The following is a 20,252-nucleotide window of genomic DNA, read 5'->3' as shown; positions in this document are numbered from 1 at the left end:
ATCTTCAATGATGGGCAGAGACAGACCCAGGAAGACGGGCAAGGCATGACCAAAGCGCAAGCGGCCAAGATCGAGCGTCTTACGCGGAAGAACGATCCAGACGCGACCAAGGAAAATATCCTGAAGATCGCCACCGAGGAATTCGTCGCAGCCGGTTTTTCCGGCGCGCGCGTAGACGAGATCGCCGAGCGCACCAAGACGTCCAAGCGTATGATCTACTATTATTTCGGCAGCAAGGAAGGGCTCTATCTTGCCGTTCTCGAGCAGGCCTATACGAAGATCCGCACGCTGGAGAGCGAGCTTGATCTCGAAAACATGCCGCCCGTTCAGGCTATGGCGCAATTGATCGCAAGTACCTTCGATCATGACGACCAAAATCCGGATTTCGTACGGCTGGTCAGCATCGAGAACATCCATCGCGCCGAACATATGAAGCGTTCTGTCGTCCTGTCGCAGATGAACATCGCCATCATCGATATCATCACGCAAATCCTGGAACGGGGCTACGCCGATGGCAGCTTTGTTCGCCGAGTAGACCCGGTCGATCTGCATATGATGATCAGCGCCCAGTGCTTTTTTCGCGTTTCCAATCGGCATACTTTCGGGGCGATCTTCGAGCGTGACCTGTCGTCCGAAGCCTTGAAGAGGCGGCATAAATCTCTGATCGTCGATGCGATCCTTGCATTTCTAAGACATCCTTCCTCCGAAATGGCCTGACGAGGGACAGAGTTATTGGATTGGCTTTGGCGTCTTCCCACTGCACTCAATCACGCCTCATATTGACTTTACGTACTAGTTCGTACATTTTGCAAATAAGCCAGCGGCACGGCTTTGTTTTGCTGCTCGGGAGGAAAGATTGAACACTCAAGCCGCCATTGCCCCTCGTCAACTTCATGTCGGATTAATCGGTGCCGGGATAGGCCGTTCGCTGACGCCGGCCATGCATATGCGCGAAGGCGAGCATTGCGGCCTGTCCTATCGTTACGATCTCATCGATCTGGATGCACGTGGTCTTTCCGTGTCGGATCTGCCAGCTCTTGTCGACGAAGCCGAGGCGCAGGGCTTTGCCGGCCTCAATATCACGCATCCTTGCAAGCAGGCGGCTGTCGCGTTGGTGGACAAGCTTTCGCCCGATGCCCAGGCGCTGCGATCCATCAACACGATCGTTTTTGATGGGCAGCGCCGGATCGGCCACAATACCGATTGGTGGGGATTTGCCGAAAGCTTCCGGCGCGGGCTGGCCGGGGTTTCACTCGACCATGTCGTGCAGCTGGGCGCAGGCGGTGCCGGCGTTGCCGTTGCGCATGCGGTGGCTGAAATGGGCGCGCATTCCGTAGAGATATTCGATCTCGACCCTTCTCGCGCGCAGGCGCTTGTCGACCAGCTTCAGCCGGCGCATGCCACTTGCCGTTTCTCGATTGGTCATGATCTTGCCGCGGCACTGGATGCGGCTGATGGTCTGGTTCATGCAACACCGACCGGCATGGCCGCTCATCCCGGGCTCCCGCTCGATGCGCAACTCCTATCCGATCGTCTTTGGGTCGCGGAAATCGTCTATTTCCCGATTGAGACCGAGCTGGTAAAACGCGCCCGACAGACAGGGTGCCGTGTTCTCGACGGCGGCGGCATGGCGGTATTCCAGGCCGTAAAGGCTTTCGAACTGTTCACCGGCATCCGCCCGGCGGCCGAGCGTATGATGCAGCATTTCAATTCGCTGCGCGCCTAAACGCCGATCAATGATTGAAGAGCCTCAATCCCAAAACTCCGGCGCCGAAGTTTCATCCTCGGCGCCGGAGACGTCACAGCTGGTATCAGACCGATTGCTCGATCACCAATACGCCGTAGCCGGCAAGTTCGGTCGTGCCCGATATGGCTTTGCCCGTCAGCAGGTCGGTACCTGCCGGCAGATTGACGATCTTCGTTTCATGCTCGGTATTGAGCACGAACAGCAGCCTCCTGCCGCCACCCTCGCGCAGTGACACTTCGACGCCATCGGGCAGATCCTGCACCAGCGGCGCGGCAACACCGTTGCTGACGAGAAGCTCGCGAACGACCTCTGCAAGCGGCGCGGTAAGATAGGTGCCGAGGTAGTAGACCTGACCGTGGCCATGCCGGCGGCGCGTCAACATTGGCGTGCCTTCCAGGAAGCGATCGGACCAGCGGCCAACGGTCTCTGTATCCGCCGTTGTTTCCAGCTTCTCGTAAAGGTGCCCGGCCTCGAGCTGACGATTGCCGATCGTATAAGCGTATTTGCGCGAGGCGGAGGTTGCCGCTGGACGTGGCGACGGTTGATGGCTACCGATGCCGCCCTCGCGGAAACCGGTGAACAGTCCATCCGCCCCTGGCGCGGAAACAGGACCGAATTCATAGACACGCACGCCCGAAAGCTCCGAGAGCGCCTTGCCCGGTGCCTGAGTGCGGATGATGTGATTGTTGTCGTCGCGAGTTCCGGTCATCGCCGACAGGATGAGCGTGCCGCCATCGGCGACGAACTTCTCCACGGCTGGCGACCACTCCTCCTTCCACATGACCCAATGAGGAACATAAAGGGCCTTGATGCGTGAGAGATCGTCTTCCGGATGGATGAAGCCGCAGGCAATGCCGGCCTCATAGCATGCGCGGTGCAGATGGGCTGCATCCTGCATCGGGCTTGGCAGGCCGATCGCGTAGGTCTTGTATGCTTCCTGGTTGTCGAAATCTGCCCCGGCGATGGCAACATCCATACGGACGGTCGTGCCGAGCAGCTTGTCCTCGATCTTGCGGATGTCGGACGCGAATTGCTTGGCTTCCTCATAACGGCGGCGCGGGACGTCATCGTGGTCGATGATGCCGTTCCAGTAGATCTCGGCGCCGAAATGCGCCGGCCGCCAGCGGAAGAACATCAGACCGTCCGCACCGCGCGACACCGAGGTCATCGCCATGCGGCGCATCTCGCCGGGCTCCGGCACGGAGGAGGAAAAGCCCGGCTGGCTACCGAGGCCGGAGGCTTGCTCTGGAACGATGAAATTGCCGGAATAGGCGCGGCATTGGTCGAGATGGAAAGCCTGCGTGATCGCATGGCCGCCGCCGCGACGCATCTCGTCATAGAGGAAGGGGTAGATGTCGAAGCCGATGAAATCGAGATCCTGGCCGAACTGGCCGCGGAAATCGATATCAGCAAGGTTGCCGAGATTATGGAAGATGAACCATGCCGGATTAATGGCTCTGAGAATCTCCACCTGATCGTGCTGGAAGAGGGCCGTCGCGAAGGCGAGGAAGCGGTGATAGTCCTGCACATGACCGGGGCTGGAGAAGGACGGATTCATTGGCTGCGGGAAGACGATCTGCTCGAAGGTCTGGTACGCCGTTGCCCAGAAGTCGCCGCCCCAGGCAAAATTCAGTGCGTCGATCGTGCCGTATTTTGCGCGGCAGAACTTCTGGAACTCGATGAGTGCCGAGGGCGAGTAGCTTTCGGAGGTGGTCGTGTTCAACTCGTTGTCCGTCTGCCAGCCGATCACGTGCGGATTGTCCCGGTAATGCTCGGCCATGACCTGGGTAATGCGCTGGCTGTGCCGGCGCAGCACCGGGCTCGTCGTGTCGCAATGCTGGCGCGATCCATGGCTTGCCTGCCTGCCATTGGCATCGACGCGCAGGACTTCAGGGTACTTTGCCGTCAGCCAGCGCGGCGGCGTCGCCGTCGGCGTGCAGAGAATGGTCTTGATGCCGTGCTTGGCCAGGCCGACGATCGCCTTGTCGAAGAGCGAGAAATCGAAATGATCCTCATGCAGCTCCATGATGTGCCACGCGAATTCCGCCATGCGAACGGTGTTGAAACCGGCAGCCGCCATGCGTTCGGCGTCGCGGTCCCAATAGCTCTCGTCGACATGTTCGGGATAATGCGGCACGCCGACCATGAAGCCGTCGAGATTGAGCGTCCGCCAGACCGAGAGCGGCTTTCTTTCCAAAACTTTCATGAGATCACAAGCTTTCTTTACAGAGAGGCAATGATTGATTTCGGCCGGCTGAGGGTTCTGCCATCCGGGCCGAAGAGATAGAGGGAGGATGTCGAGGCGGACAGCTTGATCTGCTCGCCGGCGGAAAAGCTGGTGGCATTGCCGAGCTGAACGGTGAAATTGCGTGTGCCGCTTTCCGAGCCGATCGTGGCGAGCGGGCCTGCGTCGACGTAAAGAATGGTTTCGCGGCCGAGCTGCTCGACGAGCCGGACCTTGCCGTCGAATGAAATGGCGGCGTCCTCGGCGGAGGGACCGATCTTCAGCGATTCCGGCCGGATGCCCAGGGTGAGATGGGACTCAGCCTTAAGATCGCCGACATCGCCCACCGGAACGCGGACCGTCGTGCCGCTACCTTCGAGCGTGACTTCAGCGATGCCGTCGCGAAGGGAAACAAGCTTTGCATTGACGAAATTGATCCGTGGCGCACCGAGAAAGCCGGCGACGAATTGGTTTGCCGGATTGTGATAGAGGTTGAGTGGCGCGCCTTCCTGCTCGATGATCCCCTTGTTGAACACGACGATCCGGCTCGCCATGGTCATCGCCTCGACCTGATCGTGCGTCACATAGATCATCGTCGAGCCGAGCTGCTGATGCAGCGTTGAAAGCTCGACGCGCATTTGCGTGCGCAGCGCCGCATCGAGATTGGAGAGCGGTTCGTCGAAGAGGAAGACCTCCGGCGAGCGGGTGATGGCGCGGCCGATGGCGACGCGCTGGCGCTGGCCGCCCGAAAGCTGCTTCGGGCGCTTGTCGAGCTGGTCGGATATTCTAAGGATTTCGGCCGCTCGCTTGACGGCGGCGTCGATCTCGGCTTGCGGGCGCTTGGCCATCTTCAGGCCGAAGCCCATGTTCTCGGCGACCGTCATGTGCGGATAAAGCGCGTAGGACTGGAAGACCATCGCGATGCCGCGATCGCCTGGCTCCTCGCGCGTGACGTTGCGGCCGTTGATCCAGATCTCGCCGGAGCTGATGTTTTCAAGCCCCGCAATCGTCTTCAGCGTGGTGGACTTGCCGCAGCCCGATGGGCCGACCATGACGATGAACTCGCCCTTGTCGACGGAAAGATTGACCGAACGCAGGGCATGATAGCCGCCATAGTGTTTGTCGATATCGATCAGCTGTACATGGCTCATGAGTGATACTCCAAATCGGTTCGCGCGGTGCGGAAAGCGTCAGCCCTTGACGGCGCCCATGGTCAGGCCTGCGATGAAATGCTTCTGCATCAGGAAGAACATCAGGACCGGGGGGACGGCGACGAACAATGTTGCCGCCGCCACGATATTCCAGGCAGACGTCCATTCGCCTCTGAGATTGTTCAAGCCCGCCGTCACGGGTTTCACGACATCGCTCTGGGTGAGTACGATCGCCCAAAAATAATCGTTCCAGACGAAGGTGAAGATCAGGATCGCAAGGGCTGCGAGCGCCGGCCGCATCAGCGGTATGACGACGTGGCGCATCGTCTGCCAGGGGGAGGCGCCTTCCGCGCGTGCCGCCTGGAACAATTCATCGGGCAGCGCCGCGATGAAATTGCGCATGAATAGGGTCGCAAAGCCGGTCTGGAAGGCGACATGGAAGATGATTAGCGCGAAATAGGTGTCGTATAGGCCGACCGAGACCATGAGGTCGCGCACCGGGATCATCATGATCTGTGCAGGCAGGAAGTTGCCGCCGACGAAGAGCGAGAAGAGCAGGGCGTTGCCGCGGAAATTATAGCGCGCCAGCACATAGCCGGTCAGCGTCGAGAACACGAGAACCAGCAATACAGAAGGCAAGGTGATGATGAGGCTGTTGATGAAATAGCCCCACATATTCGTCTGCTGGAAGACGGACTGGAAGTTCTCAACGAGATTGAAGTGCTCGGGCCATGTCCAGTATTTGCCGGCCATGATTTCATCGGCTGTCTTGGATGCGGTCAACATGACCGCAAAGAGCGGCAGCAGCCACAATATGAGGATCAGGCCGACGAAGCCGGCATAAAGGCCGCGAAGCGCCGGCTTTTCTTCGGGGATGGGGCGAGGATACATCAGCGTGTCTCCCGTTCCATGCGCACCATGACGCGCAGATACCAGGTGATGAAAACGATCATGATTGCAAAGAGGATGGTGGCGATCGCCGCGCCGTAGCCGAAGCGATAGGAGAAGATCGACTGCTCGTACATCTGGTAGGCCAGCACCTCCGACGAGCCGAAGGGGCCGCCCGATGTCATCACCGCAATCATGTCGAAGGATCGCAATGCACCGACGACGGTCACGGCCAGGGCGATGAAACCCACCTGGCGCAATTGCGGCAGCACGACGTGCCAGAGCATGTTCCAGCCGCGTGCGCCATCGACACGTCCGGCCCCGATGATGTCGGAACTCAGATTGTTGAGGCCCGCAAGAAAGAGCACCATGCAAAATGCGATCTGCGGCCAGAGCGCGGCGGCGACCACGGCGAAGGTCACGAAATGCTCGTCGGCAAGCAGGGCAGGCGCCGTTGCACCGAAGAGACTGAAGATGAGGGCAAGAAGCCCGTAATTCGGGTCATAGACCCAGCCGAACACGACGCCGACCGTGACCGTCGCAAGCACGAGCGGGATGAAGAAGAGCGACTTCAAGATCCGCATGCCGGCGATCTGTTGATTGACGAGCAGCGCCAGCGCCAATCCGAGCGGCGGCGCCGCCATGAACATGACGAGCCAGATAATGTTGTTCTTCAGCGAGACGTAGAATTGCGGATCGGCAAAGAGTTCGGAATAGTTTGCCAATCCCACCCAGGTCTTCTGCCCGACACCGTCCCAATCGAAGAACGATATCCAGATCGATTCCACCGAGGAAGCGATGATGATCGTACCGAACAGGATGCATCCCGGCACAATGAAGAGGACAGGCGTCAGCCAGTTCCTGTGTTTTTTCCACATGGCTCAGACTTCTTGGTTCGATAATTCAAGGCACGTCGGAAGGTGCGAGTTTTTCAAGGCAGCGCGGCGGAGTGAGGGCTTAAAGCCGATGCCCGCCGCGCCTTGGTCCGGGAGGACTATTTGAAAATGCGCGCGCGGGTCTTTTCGAGACGCGCCAGGATCTGGTCGCGCCGCTCGGGCTTGACCGTGAATTCCTGGAAGCCCTTCATGCCGTCCTGCGCCATGTCCGGGTCGGTGTCGCGGTCATAATATTGCGACGTTCCCTTCACGGTCTTGAGCGACTCCACGGCGATGTTGACCAAGGGATCCTTGCTCGGAGGGCAGTCGTTGCGCGGCGGAATGGTGCCTTCGGCTTCGAGGAATGCGCCGAGATTTTCCGGCTGATAAAAGTAAGCAAGGAAATCACGCGCGCCCTGCCGGTTCTTCGCCTTGGCCGGGATATGCACCGAGTTGACCGAGAAATCCTCATAGCGTTCGACACCGGATACGATTTCCGGGAAAGAGGCAAAGGCGATCTGGGCCTCGTCGCCTGCCGGGAAGGCGGACTTGATGAAGCCTCCGAGGTCCATCATCGCGGCCTTCTTCTGTGCGAGAGCCGCGCCCGCCTGTTCCCAGCCGAAGGACGGCCCGCTTGCGGAGAAGAAATTGGCCTTGATGAGCTCTTCCCATTTGTCGAAGACCGGTTTCAGCATCGGGTCGGTATAGGGAACCTTGCCTTCCATCAGGGCGAGATGCTTTTCAAGGCCGTTGATGCGCAGGTTCATGTGGTCGAACCAGCCGCCCGTCGGCCACAGTTCCTTCGTGCCCATGCTGATGGGGGTCATGCCGGCAGACTTCGCCGCCTCGCCGAATTTCAGGAATTCGTCCCAATTCTTCGGTGCCGTCCAGCCCTTCTCGGCGAAAACGTCCTTGCGGTAGAAAAGGCCCCAGAGAATGCCGCCAAGCGGCAGGCCGTATTGCTTGCCGTTGACGGTGACGGCCGTCATGGTGGCGCCCAGCTTGTCTCTGTAGCCTTCCTTGGCGAACAGGTCGGAAATGTCGTCGAACAGTCCGCGGTCGACGAAAGCCTTCATGCGGTTGCCGGAGAACCAGAAGCAGATATCAGGGGCGCCGACGACGAGGTAGCTGCGGATAGCCGTCTTGTGGGCCTCGTGATCCATATTGTTGATGGTGACTTTCGTTCCCGTCTTCTTGGTAAAGTCGGCGGCAATGCGCTCGAGGACGGCGCGCTGGTCGGCATTGCCGATATCCGAAATGATCGTCACCTCGCCGCCATTGGCAATTGCCGGGCGATAAAGCGCCGTAGCGGCCAGGGCAGCGCCCGTGCCGATCACGAACTGGCGCCGAGACGCCCTGATTGCATTGATGAGTGAAAGTTCGTTCTTCGATGCCATCTTTTTCCTCCCGAGGCACATCAAATCCTGGCCCGCCCACCGATATGAGCAGCCGCTAACCTTCAGAAATTACGCAATAAACCGGCATTGCCGCTCGTGTTGATACAAGCGGACATTCCTCCATTGCCATGTGCTATTGCATACCGTATCTTCCGGGAAGCGACAATAGTTAATTTACAAAATAAATTTAAAGGATCACCGTGCGCGGCAACCCTAGTACCTCCCGAGCCCTCAACCGGCGGCTCATCCTCAACCTGCTGCGAAACCGTGGGGCAATGCCGCGTGCCGAAATCGCCACGGTGACGGGTCTCAGCCCGGCGGCCGTGACCTTCGTGGTCACGGAACTGATCGAGGAGAGGCTCGTCGTCGAAGGAAAAGCGCAGACGGGCGCAACCGGGCGCCGGCCCGTACCGGTCGATATCAACTATGACGGCCATCTGGCTGTTGGATTCAAGCTTCGCCACGACAGCATCGATTGTGTCCTGACTGATCTCGCCACGACTCCGATCGCCTCCTTCGATATGCCTGTGCCCGACACGCTGCCCGGAACGATGGTCGACGCCATCGCGACGGCGATCCCGAAGCTGCTGGCCGATGCCGGCCGCACCGGTTCGCCGGTCATGGGCGTCGGCGTTTCCATCCCCGGCGAGGTGGATGCCGTCAACGGAATCTGCGTCCAGAGTCCACGCTTCGGCTGGCGCAATCTCGCCTTTCCCGAATTGCTGCGCGAACGGGTTCATATTCCAGTCTGGATCGATGACGATATCAGCGCCTTCACCGTCGCACAGCGGCTCTTCGGTGCAGGCCGCAACTACAGCAATTTCGCAACGATCGCAGTCGGTACCGGCGTCGGGTCATCGCTCGTTATGGGTGGAGAAATCTATCATGGAAGCCATGGCTTGGCCGGAAAGCTTGGTCATATCATCACGATTCCCGGCGGCCGGCTTTGCGAATGCGGGAGAAGAGGCTGCCTTCAGGCTCACGCAGCCGAGGCTGCGATGATCGAGGAATGGGGCCGGCGCCGCGGCGCAAAGACCAATCGCGACGAGTTCGCAGCGGCGATCGATGGCGGCGATCCGGCGGCTCTCCAGGTCATGGCGGAAGCGGGAGAACTGATCGGACGTCACGTGGCGGATCTGGTGAACCTGTTCGATCCCGAGGTTCTCATTGCCGGCGGCGAAGCCATGCAGTTTGGCGAGGCGATTCTCGAGCCGATCCGCCGTTCGATGGCAAAATACGTCTTTTTGAATACGCCGGAGTTGCTTCCTGATTGGGTGCCGGGCTCCTGGGCGCGGGGCGCCGCAGCCCTTGCGACCCAGCACTTCTTCGATCTGGATGTTGAATGATGCCGCTGCGCGCATGATCCGCATATGCGCGCCGTGTCGCCAAGAGGCCACCTGTCGGACCCCGGCTCGTCCTCCATCGGGGGCCGTTGGCGAAGCTGGCGGTCATTGCCACATCAGATCCCCACCGCAGCTTCAGGCATGTGCGCGCCGCAACTCCGTGGGAGATTGTCCGTAGAGCCGGCGAAAGAGTCTTGCAAAATGGGAGGCGCTGTCGAAGCCGACCTCCAGTGCGATTTCAATGAGCGGCGCCTCTGTCTGGAGAACGAGCTGCTTGGCACGTTCCATGCGAATGCGGGTGTAGACGGCTCCGGGAGAGGTTTTCATTTCCTCGGTAAACAGACGTTCGAGCTGCCGCCGGGACAGCCCGACCGATGCAGCAAGATCTTCGGTCGGCACCACGTCCTCGATATGGCTCTCCATGGTAATCAGCACGGCTTTCAGGCGTGGATCCTGGCATTCGATCGCGAGCGGCTTGCGCGGCTGAATATCCAGCCCGGATCGGGCGCGCTCGATCTGCAGCACTTCCAGCGCATTTCGTTCGGCATCTCGGCTGATGTGCCGTCTGACAAGAAAGGCCGCCATGTCGGCAGCGCTGCTTCCACCAGCGCATGATCCGCGGCTCCGGTCGAGATTGAACAGGCGATCGGAGCGAACGGGGTTTTCGGGGAATTGCTCCCGGTAGGCCTGGTAATGCAGCCAGCTGACGCAGGTCTGGTGTGTCTTCATCAAGCCAAGGCGTGCCAAGATGAACGTGCCGGTGCAAACCCCGATCAGCGGGATCTTCTGAGCCGCAGCCTTCTTCAGATAATCGGAAGTCTGTTGATCGATCGTGATGTCGGCATTCAAAAGTCCGCCGACGACGACAATGTAGTGGAATTCCTTTGGGTCGATAAAGTCCGATGTCGGTGCCACCTGAACACCGCAGCTCGATGTGATGAGATGCCGGGTACTACCCAAGACCTGCCAGTCGGCTAGCACTCTGCCCGATTTGTCGGCCTCGTCGCTCGCCAATCTCAGCGTATCGACGAACAGAGCGAAGGCGGAAAGCGTAAATGATCGTGCGAGGATGAACCCGACCTTCAAGGGATCGTGCTTAGCTTCTTGTTTGACGGATTTCATGCAATGCCTCGCGGGACCGACCTCTTCTATTTGATCTGGAAACCATAGGCCAAAGGATCTCGATCGTCGACGAAGATCGTGTTGTGGCCGATGATCCGCGCCCAGCCCTCGACGCTCGGCCTGATACCCCTGAAATCTCCGACTTCAACCTCCGACTCGATACATCCTTCGAATATCGTGCCGATCAGGCTCTCCTGACGAAAGGTGTCGCCGACCTTCAGTCGGCCCTTGCCATGCAGTTGAGCAAGGCGGGCGGAGGTGCCGGTGCCGCCGGGGGAGCGATCTATCGCCTTGTCGCCATAGAAAACCGCGCCCCGCCCATCGGCTTTGTCGCTTGTCGGCGCGTCGCACCATAGGGCGTGGTGGACGCCTCTTATCCTTTCATCCTCGGGATGAACCGGATTGCAGATCGGCTCGAGGGCATCGCGCAGCTTCCTGCTGATGTCGACGATGTCATCACTCGACATGCCGTCCAATCCAGGCCAGTTTCTTTGCGGTTCGACGACGGCGTAATAGTTGCCGCCATAGGCGACGTCGATCGTCAGGGCGCCGAGCCCCGGCAAATCGACTTCGACATCGGCCGCATGCAGGTAGCTTGCGACATTGAACATGCGGACGGCCTCGACGAATTCGCCCGGCTTGTCATAGTCGATATCCACGCGGCCCGCCGGCGTCTCGATGGACAGTTTGCCGGGAATGCGTGGCGTGACGAGGCCTTCTTCGATTGCCGCCGTTACCAGACCGATTGTGCCGGCTCCGCACATGGGCAGGCATCCGCTGACCTCGATGAAGATCACGGCAAGGTCGCAGTCTTCACGATAGGCGGGATAGATGATGGCGCCGGACATGATGTCATGTCCGCGCGGTTCGAACATCAGAGCCTTGCGGATCCAATCATGATCGCGGACGAAGATTTCGCGCCGCTCGGCGATCGGAAGATGTGGGAGCAAGGGGCCGCCGCCTGCGACAAGCCGTACCGGATTGCCGCAGGTGTGGGAATCGATGCAGAAGAAACTGTGGCGCATTCGATGATCTTTCCGCTTAGAGCAATTCCAGGAAAAGTGCGCAGCGGCTTTCCGTCCGGAATTGCATGAAAACAATGAGCTAGAGCGTTTCAGAGATTCCGCGAAAAGCTGAGCCGCTCTAGCCGTGCTTTGCCGATGACCGGGCGTGATCCTGCAACGCGCCCTTTGACAACCTGTCGAGCAGGATGGCTATGGCGACGATCGCAAGGCCGGCCCGCAGCCCAAGTCCCATTTCCATCCGGGTCAGGCCCCGCGTCACCTCGGCTCCAAGCCCGCCGGCTCCAACGAGCCCGGCAAGCACGACCATGGCCAGCGAAAGAAGAATGCACTGGTTGAGGCCAACGAGCAGGGTAGGCATTGCGGAGGGAATCTCGATCTTGAAGAGGATCGAGCGCGGCGGCGCGCCTGTGGCTTGTCCAAGCTCGAGAAGGTCTTTCGGCACCTGGTTGAACGCCAGCGTCGTCAGACGCAGCATCGGCGGCACGCCATAGACGATCGTTGCGATGATCGCCGGAACACGGCCGAGACTGAAGATCATGACGGCCGGTATGAGATAGACCCAGGGCGGAACGGTCTGCATGATGTCGAGCAACGGCCTTACAACCTTCTCGAAGGTCTTGTAGCGTGACGCAAGAATGCCGAGCGGGAAGGCGATCGAGACGGAGATGGCGACTGCGACCGTTACCAGAGCCAGGGTCTGCATGGATGCAGCCCAGAAGCCGGTGAGCAGACAGAAGGTGAGAGCGACGGCCGTCACCGCCGCAACTCTGATATTGATGACAAAGGCTGCAAAAAGCACGGCTATGGCAATCACCGCATAGGGCGGCAGGTAAAGAAGCGCCGATTCGATCCCACCAAGCACCGCTTCGATAAGCCAGGTGATGCCTTCGAAGACGGGATGAAAGTTGGTGTTCAGCCAATCGACAATGGGGGCCAGATAGGTACCGGGCGAAAACCGGAGAAGATCGAGGTTCATCTTGCACCTGCCTTGGCGCGGCCGGCCGCGCTCTGCGTCAATCTGTCGAGTACCATCGTCAGGATGACGATTGCGATTGCGGCGTTGATAGACGTCGCCATGTCGAGCGTGCGCACAGCGCTGTAGATGGTTTCGCCGAGGCCGCCGGAGCCGACGATGCCTGCGATCACAACCATGCCGAATGCCATCATCAGGCTCTGGTTGATGCCCGCCAGGACACTTGGGATGGCAAATGGCAGCCTGATCTTCGTGAACATTTGCCATGGCGTCAGGCCGCTCGCCTGTCCTAATTCTATAAAGGCTGGCGGCGTCATGCGGATACCGAGCGAGGTCAGGCGGATGGCGGGCGGCATCGCCACGATGAAGGTCGCAACGAGCGCGGTCGCGGGGCCGAAGCCAAGAAGGGCAATCGCCGGCAGAAGGTAGATATATGGCGGCAATGTCTGAATGAGGTCGAGGACCGGCTCCAGAGCCCTGTCGAACCACCGTATGAAGCCCGCGGCGATACCGATCGGAATTCCGATGGCAAGTGCGAGTATGGTGGCGGTGGTGACGAGGGCAAGCGTGCTCATGGTTTCGTTCCACAATCCCATGACTGCGCAGAAGAACAGGCCCAGTCCCGCCAGTATGGCGGACAAAGCGCTGATCAGGCGCCACGCGAGAAGTGCTACGATGACCACGATGACGTAGAAGGGCGCCAAATGAAGCAGCCAGAGGACGCCATTATAGGTTCCCTCCAGGATCGCCCTCAAGGGAGTGAACAGCCAGTCGCCGTTGTCGCTGATCCAGCCTAGCGCGTCATCGGTCCAGGCATCGAAGGTATCCGCAATGACCGAGATGTCCATTTTCCTATGTCCTTCTACGCCGGCATTTGCTGTTGCGCCGGGGAACCGGCGACGCCGCGAAGCAATCCGCGCGTGGTGACGACACCGACAATGGAACCATTGTCGACCACCGCCACAGCATCGCGATCCGACTTCATCGTAAGGTCTATGAGCTCGCCGATATCCGCTTCCGGAGAGGTCTTCAGCAGCGCATCTACGTCATGCTGCGGCTGCAGGCTCCGGTATTCCGCGATCGACTGCATGACCGAATGGGCCTTGACGAGATGAATCCTTGATATGCCCGCGACGAAGTCGGCGACATAGTCGTCGGCAGGCTTCGTCACGATCTCTTCTGCGGTTCCTACCTGAACGATGACGCCGTCCTTCATGATGGCGATCCGGTCACCGATGCGGATGGCTTCTTCGAGATCATGCGTGATGAAGACTGCGGATTTGCCGAGCGACTTCGTCAGCTCCCGGAACTCATCCTGCAGCTGGCGGCGAATAAGGGGGTCAAGCGCGCTGAACGGCTCGTCCATGAGGATGATCTCGGGATCGGCCGCCAGAGCTCGGGCCAGGCCGACGCGCTGCTGCATCCCGCCCGATAGCTCCGAGAGGTATCTGGAGGTCCAGTCGGAGAGGCCGACCTTGTCGAGTGCTGCGCGGGCGGTCGCGTTGCGCTCGTCCTTCGCAACGCCGCGGACCTCCAATCCGAAGGCGGCATTCTCGAGAACGGTGCGATTTGGAAGCAGCGCCACACTCTGGAATACCATGCCGATATTGCGGGCGCGCATATCGCGCAGTTCGGCCGCATTCAGCCTGGCGATTTCCTTGCCCTTGATCGTGATCCTGCCGAGACTCGGTTCGATAAGGCGGTTGAGAAGGCGGACCAGAGTGGATTTTCCGCTTCCCGAGAGGCCCATGATGCAGAAAATCTCGCCGCGACGGACCTGGAGGTGGGCATCGGAGACACCGACGACACAGTTGAACTCCTGAAGCACCTGCTTCTTGGAAAGGCCACGCTCGGAAACGGCCTTCACGGCAGCGGTCGCACGCGCACCGAAAATCTTCCAGACGTTCTGGCAATCGACCAGGACTTCGCCGGTGTTATCCATGACAGTGTTCATTTTCTTCCCCGCGCGGCCGGTCCATTGCCGGCCTGTTCGTCTTCGTTGAGGGATGCGGGCCGCCCTGACGGCGGCCCGCCGTCGGGATCATTCGCTCTTGATATTCTCCCACCGCTTCAGGAGGTCGGCGTGGCTGGTGGTCCAGTCCTTGACGGCATCGTCCATCGTCTTGCCGTCATTCACAGCGCTGTTGATGGCGGTGATGTCGGCAAGCGGCACGTAGACGCTGGCAATGACTTCACGAGCATGCGGATAATCGGCGGAGAAACCTTTCTTGCCGATCCAGTAGTAGCTCTGCGGCGGCGGGAAGATACCCTTGGGGTCCTTGAGGAATTTCACATCGTATTTCTGCATCATCCAGGACGGCTCCCAGATGGTGACGGCGATCCATTCCTTCCGGTCGACAGCCGACTTCAGGGCGGCCGTCATGGCTGCGGTGCTGCCCTCGACGAGCTGCAGTTTCAGGTCATAGCCTTTGACCGCGTTGGCGGTATCGCGCATCAGGCCCGAGCCCGGCTCTATGCCGACGATCTTGCCGCCGAATTTGTCGGCATTGGCATTCAGCTGGTCCATGGAGTCGATCGGCACGTATTTCGGTACGGCGACGCCCTGGAACAGGCCGTGAGAAACGGGCGAGATCTTCTCGAGACGCTTCTTGTTCTTGTCCCAATAGTCCTGCGCGACGTAATCGGTCTGAGAGGCGAGGATCTGGATGTCACCCTTGCTGAGTGCTGCATAGGCGATGCCCCATTCGGAGAACGGCACGACCTTCACGGTGTAGCCGGCATCTTCCAGCACCTTTTTGGTAATCCCGGTGATCGGTGTCAGGTCTTCCCACGACATCGTTCCCACGGTGATGCTCTTCTCTTCCGAATGGGCGGAAAATGCGGTCATTCCGACCATCGCGGCTGCGCAAAGCGCCTTCCACAAAGTCTTCATTTTTCTTAACTCCTAGTTTTCGTTCCCATTTTATTGAAGACCTGCGGTCGGCTCAGTCTTCATATTGCGCGGCGACGGATCATCCCTCGCGGCCTGCGCGCAATTCCTGCAAACGGATCACCGAATTGATGCCGAGCCATGCGAAGGGTTCCGGCGGCAACCGGGATGGCGCGGCGTGATCCATATATTGTTCGAGATGCTGAGAGCTCGTGCCGGTTGCCAGTTCGGCGGCCATGATGCCCGCCAATGTGCTCTTGACGGTGCCGAGCCCATTTTCACAGCATGCCGAGTATAGCCCTTCGTCAAGCGCGCCGAATGCCGGCACATGGTTCCGACTGAGGCAAAGGCGCCCGGCCCAGCTGTGTTCGAAAGGGATGTCCTTTAGCCCCGGAAACCGCGCATCGAGCGAATTTCTGTGCTCTTCGGCCATCTTGGCCATGCGCCGATCAGAAACGGTGATCGACGTCTCGTAGGTATATTTCGTCCGAATGACGATGCGCGACTGTCCGCCCGAGGTGATCTTTCGCACCGTCGCGCCCATGGCATCGGCGGGAAGCAGAGCCCATTTATCCCGTCCCGAAATCTTTCGGCCGAGGTCTTCGGCTGGGAATGGAGCCGTCATGGAGGCATAGGCAAAGATATGCATCAAACGGCCGCCGAAGTGGCCGAAGTCCGTGATGTGACCGTTGACACCCAGGATAACATTCGGAGCGGTGACCTTGCCTCGGGTGGAGGCGGCGATCCAGGTTCCATTCTCGCGCGTCAAGGAAGTAACGGGCGAGCGCTCGAAGATGTCCAGCCTGTGCGACAGCCCTGCGGCAAATGCGCGAACATAGTCAGCCGGCTGGATCAGGACGGCGCCTGGTGTGAAGAGGCCACCGAGATAATAGTCGGAACCTGTAATTTCCCGCATCTCGCGAGCGTCGAAAAACATATGTTTCTCACCGGCGCTCCTCAAGGACTGGCCGAAGCTGATGTTTAGCTTCATTCCACGCGCAGTCGCTGCAGCGTTGATCTTGCCCGCAGGATCGAAAGTCTCGGGCGACATGTCGTATTCGTCCGCGGCTTCTTTGGCAAAGGCGATCGCAGCCCTGTTCTGAGCCATCTCCAGGCGAGTGGCGTCCAGACCGCCACTCGAATATTCGCTCGACGAAAGGTTGTGCGGGACGTCGATCATGAAGCCGGAATTGCGGCCCGATGTGCCTTTGCCGACTTCGCTTGCATCAAGCACGACGATTTTGTCGTCTGGCCGGAGCTGCAGAAGACGGCGCGCCGCCGAGAGCCCGGCAAAGCCTGCACCAATGATCAGCCAGTCCGCGGTCACGTTGCCTTCCAGGCTCCGGACCGGGAGAGAACGTCGACTGATCGCCTCCCAGCCCGAGGCGCCGTTTTCTGCCGGCAAACGCTTGACGGACGTCGTGATCATCGGATCGTCTCGTCCACCGAGCGATCGGAGATATCGATCCAGATCGTCTTCAATTCGCAATAATTGTCGTGCGCGAAGATCGACTTGTCGCGTCCTCCGAAGCCCGACTCCTTATAGCCGCCGAACGGTGTCGTCGCGTCGCCTTCGCCGAAGCAATTGACGGTGACGAGGCCGGCCCGGATATCGCGCGACAGCCGGATCGCATTCTTCAGGCTGCCGGTATAGACCGATGCCGTCAGGCCATAATTGGTGTCGTTGGCAAGTGCGACGGCCTCGGCCAGCGTGTTGAACGTCGTCACCGACAGGATCGGCCCGAAGATCTCCTCCTTGAACAGCCGGCTGGCGGCGGTAACGCCGTCAACCACCGTCGGCTCGACGAAGATGCCGCCATGCGTTTCGCCGCCATGGGCGATCGTCAGCTTCTCGCTTTTGACGTCGTCGAGGAAGGATGTGACCTTCTCGTAGTGGTTCTTGCTGACCAGTGCGCCGACGCGGTTTTCCGGATCAAGGGGATCACCGGTTTTCCACTCGCGCATATAGGCACCGATGCGCTTGAGCAGCTCGTCCTTGATTTTGGCATGGACGATGAGGCGTGAACTCGCGCTGCAGTTTTCACCCATGTTCCAGAAGGCACCGTTGACGATCTGCTCGGCGACGAGATCGAGATCTTCGGCATCTTCCAGCACCACGGCCGGGTTCTTGCCACCGCATTCGAGTACGACCTTCTTCAGGTTGGAATCGGCGGAATAATGCAGGAAACGGCGACCGGTCGGCGTCGAGCCGGTAAAGGCCACCATGTCGACATCCATGTGCAGGCCCAGCGGTTCGCCGACATCCCGGCCGCTGCCGGTGACGACATTGAAGACGCCGGCCGGGATGCCGGCTTCATAGGCAAGTTCGGCAACTCGCAGCGTTGTCAGCGTCGTCTCCTGCGCAGGCTTGACGACGACGGAGCAACCGGCAGCCAGCGCCGGGCCGATCTTCCACGCAAGCATCAGCAACGGGAAATTCCAGGGCAGCACGCAGCCGACGACGCCGATCGGCTCGCGCACCACCATCGCCAGCGCATTCGGGCCGACCGGATTGGTGTTGTCATAGAGCTTGTCGATCGCCTCGGCGTGCCAACGAAGGGTGTGGATGGTATCGGGCACGTCGACGGTCTGGCATTCGCGAACCGGCTTGCCGCTATCGAGACTTTCCATGACCGCCAACTCGTGACGGTTCTCTTCGAGCAGCCGGGCGAACTTGATGAGCGTTGCCTTGCGCTCGCCCGGCGATAGCTGGCGCCAGCGGCCATCCTCGAAGGCCTCTCTTGCCTTGAGTACGGCGTAATCGACGTCGCTGACATCACAGGCGGCAATGTTAGCCAGGCGTTCGCCGGTCGCCGGATTGGTCGTCTCGAACGTTTTACCGGAATTGGCCGGACGGAAGGAGCCGTCGATAAAGGCGTTCGTCGGCAAATCGAGGCCAGCGGCAATCGCCTTGTATTCGGCTGCGGTCAAAGGTTCATGCATGATTGGCTCCCGACGTGATCTGGGCGACCGTGCGCTTCAAGGTGGCGACGACAGTCTGGAGGGTTCTTTTTTCCTCGGAGGTCATTCCGCGCAGCGGCGCGCGGACAGGGCCGGCCTTGAGGCCGATGATTTCGCAGCCATGCTTGATCGATTGCACGAACTTGCCGGTTTCGAGAAAATCCATCAGCGGCAGCATCGCCGACATGATAGCGCGGCCCTTGTCGAAATTCTTCTCGAGCACGCAGGCTTCGTAGAGCGCGACGTGTTCCCGCGGCAGGAAGTTCGAGCCGGCGCACACCCAGCTTTTTGCCCCCCAGGCGAAGAATTCGAGCGCCTGGTCATCCCAGCCGCAAGACAGGGCGATGTGAGGAAATTTCCGTGCCAGCAGATGGACGTTCGCCATCTCTCCCGAACTTTCCTTGATCGCTCTCACATTCTTGGATTTGCCGACGCGCGAGAAATATTCGTCGCCCATCATCACACCCATGCGGGCAGGGTAGTTGTAGAGCATGATCGGCAGATCGGCGGCGCGGTCGACCGTCAATGCGTGAATGGCATTTTCCTTCTCCGTCGGCAGGGCATAGGGCGGCGACGTCACGAGGATGGCATCCGCGCCGATCTCTTTTGCTGCCGTGGCATAGGCGACCGAGTCCTCGGTACGGGTCGCTCCGGTGCCGACGATCAGCGGCAGACGCTTTGCGATGACCTGCTTGGCGTACGCCGCAAGATCGAGCCGTTCCTGCATGGATTGGGCATAATATTCGCCCGTGGAGCCGCCGATGATGATGCCATGGACCTTGGCCTCGACGAGCGATTCCAGGACGGCTGCGAATGCAGCCTTGTCTATCTGGCCGTCCGGTCCATGCGGCGTGATCGCCGGCGTATAGATGCCTTCGAAATTCAAGACGATTTCTCCATCGATGTGACGGGCACTTCGACGAGCGCATCCGCCTTCATTCCTTGCGGCGCGATGAACATTTCCATGTTCTCGCGCGACAGTTCCCAATGTTCGAAGACCAGGTCCACGACGGTGTCTTCATCATGCCGCGCGATCGCCTCGATGAAGCCGTCATGATGCTCCACGGCGAGTTGAAGCCGTTCGCGCATGTCGTCGTTCTTCGGCCGGAAAAAGGTGTGGCCGATCCGTGCATGGTCGATCAGCAGGCGGCCCAGGCTCGGCTGCAGATAGGCGTTGAACGACATTTCGCCGATGATTTCGTGGAAGCGATTGTTCTCCAGCACCATGGCGAGAGCATCGCCCGAGCTGCTTGCCGATCGGAACCGATCCTGCGTCTCCTTCAGATCCACGAGTTGCTTCGGCTTGAAGTTCTGCACCGCGAGTCGGCCGATTGCGGCATAGATCATCGGCGCCACCAGGAAGAAGTGCCTGAGGGTCTGATGGTTCATCGGGCTGACGCGCGCGCCGCGATTGGCCCGGATGTCGATATAGCCTTCGCCTTCGAGGCGCCGAAAGATTTCCCGGACGGGTGTGCGGGAGAGGCCGTATTGCTCGCTGAGGCTTGCTTCGTCCAAATCCTGATCGGGATCGAGCTCCATCGTCAGAATTTGACGCTTCAGATCGTCGTAAAGATTGCTCTTCCCGCCCTTCATTGCGACCTCCTCCTTGGAATTTTGCAGGGAACTGAACCCGCCGGTTCCTGCTGATGGGAGAAA

At 59.7% G+C, this 20,252-nt stretch carries 18 protein-coding genes; 3 read left to right on the top strand and 15 right to left on the bottom strand.

Annotated elements, in window-relative coordinates:
- Window positions 1-45 precede the first annotated feature (45 nt).
- Complete coding sequence (locus tag GA0061103_RS18735) at window positions 46-717, top strand: TetR/AcrR family transcriptional regulator (protein ID WP_092713717.1); 672 nt, start codon at window positions 46-48, stop codon at window positions 715-717.
- A 139-nt stretch (window positions 718-856) separates the two neighbouring features.
- Complete coding sequence (locus GA0061103_RS18730) at window positions 857-1,726, top strand: shikimate dehydrogenase (protein ID WP_092713715.1); 870 nt, start codon at window positions 857-859, stop codon at window positions 1,724-1,726.
- An 85-nt stretch (window positions 1,727-1,811) separates the two neighbouring features.
- Here GA0061103_RS18730 and GA0061103_RS18725 read toward each other — a convergent pair whose 3' ends face one another.
- From GA0061103_RS18725 to GA0061103_RS18705, 5 genes are all read right to left on the bottom strand, one after another.
- Window positions 1,812-3,953, bottom strand: coding sequence for a beta-galactosidase (locus GA0061103_RS18725; protein ID WP_092713713.1), 2,142 nt, complete (start codon window positions 3,951-3,953; stop codon window positions 1,812-1,814).
- Window positions 3,954-3,970: 17 nt separating this feature from the next.
- Window positions 3,971-5,122 (bottom strand): ABC transporter ATP-binding protein, encoded by a 1,152-nt coding sequence (locus GA0061103_RS18720; RefSeq protein WP_092713712.1) that lies wholly within the window; start codon window positions 5,120-5,122, stop codon window positions 3,971-3,973.
- A 39-nt stretch (window positions 5,123-5,161) separates the two neighbouring features.
- A complete protein-coding gene (locus GA0061103_RS18715) occupies window positions 5,162-6,013 on the bottom strand; it encodes a carbohydrate ABC transporter permease (protein WP_092713710.1) in 852 nt (283 codons plus the stop codon).
- Window positions 6,013-6,888 (bottom strand): carbohydrate ABC transporter permease, encoded by an 876-nt coding sequence (locus GA0061103_RS18710; protein WP_092713708.1) that lies wholly within the window; start codon window positions 6,886-6,888, stop codon window positions 6,013-6,015. Before GA0061103_RS18710 ends, GA0061103_RS18715 begins: the two co-directional genes overlap by 1 nt.
- A 116-nt stretch (window positions 6,889-7,004) precedes the next feature.
- On the bottom strand, window positions 7,005-8,282 hold the full coding sequence (locus GA0061103_RS18705) for an ABC transporter substrate-binding protein (protein ID WP_092713706.1): 1,278 nt from the start codon (window positions 8,280-8,282) through the stop codon (window positions 7,005-7,007).
- A 200-nt stretch (window positions 8,283-8,482) separates the two neighbouring features.
- Between GA0061103_RS18705 and GA0061103_RS18700 the strand changes: the two genes are divergently transcribed.
- Complete coding sequence (locus GA0061103_RS18700) at window positions 8,483-9,628, top strand: ROK family protein (protein ID WP_092713704.1); 1,146 nt, start codon at window positions 8,483-8,485, stop codon at window positions 9,626-9,628.
- A 132-nt stretch (window positions 9,629-9,760) separates the two neighbouring features.
- Here the strand turns inward: GA0061103_RS18700 and GA0061103_RS18695 are convergent, their stop codons facing one another.
- The 10 genes from GA0061103_RS18695 to GA0061103_RS18650 form a co-directional block, all read right to left on the bottom strand.
- Window positions 9,761-10,747, bottom strand: coding sequence for a GlxA family transcriptional regulator (locus tag GA0061103_RS18695; protein WP_092713702.1), 987 nt, complete (start codon window positions 10,745-10,747; stop codon window positions 9,761-9,763).
- 26 nt (window positions 10,748-10,773) lie between these two features.
- The gene (locus tag GA0061103_RS18690; protein WP_092713700.1) at window positions 10,774-11,772 is read right to left on the bottom strand and encodes a 4-hydroxyproline epimerase; all 999 of its coding nucleotides are present in this window, start codon (window positions 11,770-11,772) and stop codon (window positions 10,774-10,776) included.
- A gap of 118 nt (window positions 11,773-11,890) precedes the next feature.
- A complete protein-coding gene (locus GA0061103_RS18685) occupies window positions 11,891-12,748 on the bottom strand; it encodes an ABC transporter permease (RefSeq protein WP_092713698.1) in 858 nt (285 codons plus the stop codon).
- The gene (locus GA0061103_RS18680; RefSeq protein WP_092713696.1) at window positions 12,745-13,593 is read right to left on the bottom strand and encodes an ABC transporter permease; all 849 of its coding nucleotides are present in this window, start codon (window positions 13,591-13,593) and stop codon (window positions 12,745-12,747) included. Before GA0061103_RS18680 ends, GA0061103_RS18685 begins: the two co-directional genes overlap by 4 nt.
- Before the next feature lie 14 nt (window positions 13,594-13,607).
- Window positions 13,608-14,699: a quaternary amine ABC transporter ATP-binding protein gene (locus GA0061103_RS18675; protein WP_092713694.1), complete on the bottom strand. Its 1,092-nt coding sequence runs from the start codon at window positions 14,697-14,699 to the stop codon at window positions 13,608-13,610.
- An 87-nt stretch (window positions 14,700-14,786) separates the two neighbouring features.
- Window positions 14,787-15,638, bottom strand: a complete 852-nt coding sequence (locus tag GA0061103_RS18670) for a glycine betaine ABC transporter substrate-binding protein (RefSeq protein WP_092713692.1) — start codon at window positions 15,636-15,638, stop codon at window positions 14,787-14,789.
- Between the two features lie 79 nt (window positions 15,639-15,717).
- Window positions 15,718-17,064, bottom strand: a complete 1,347-nt coding sequence (locus GA0061103_RS18665) for an NAD(P)/FAD-dependent oxidoreductase (RefSeq protein ID WP_092713690.1) — start codon at window positions 17,062-17,064, stop codon at window positions 15,718-15,720.
- Window positions 17,061-18,578, bottom strand: a complete 1,518-nt coding sequence (locus GA0061103_RS18660) for an aldehyde dehydrogenase (RefSeq protein ID WP_092713688.1) — start codon at window positions 18,576-18,578, stop codon at window positions 17,061-17,063. The genes GA0061103_RS18665 and GA0061103_RS18660 overlap by 4 nt, the downstream gene beginning before the upstream one ends.
- On the bottom strand, window positions 18,571-19,482 hold the full coding sequence (locus GA0061103_RS18655; protein ID WP_092713686.1) for a dihydrodipicolinate synthase family protein: 912 nt from the start codon (window positions 19,480-19,482) through the stop codon (window positions 18,571-18,573). Before GA0061103_RS18655 ends, GA0061103_RS18660 begins: the two co-directional genes overlap by 8 nt.
- Window positions 19,479-20,189, bottom strand: a complete 711-nt coding sequence (locus tag GA0061103_RS18650) for a GntR family transcriptional regulator (RefSeq protein WP_092713685.1) — start codon at window positions 20,187-20,189, stop codon at window positions 19,479-19,481. Before GA0061103_RS18650 ends, GA0061103_RS18655 begins: the two co-directional genes overlap by 4 nt.
- Window positions 20,190-20,252 lie beyond the last annotated feature (63 nt).

The organism is Martinezella multihospitum (assembly GCF_900094585.1).
GTDB classification, from domain to species: Bacteria; Pseudomonadota; Alphaproteobacteria; order Rhizobiales; family Rhizobiaceae; genus Rhizobium; species Rhizobium multihospitium.
This window is presented reverse-complemented; position numbering and strand designations above follow the sequence as displayed.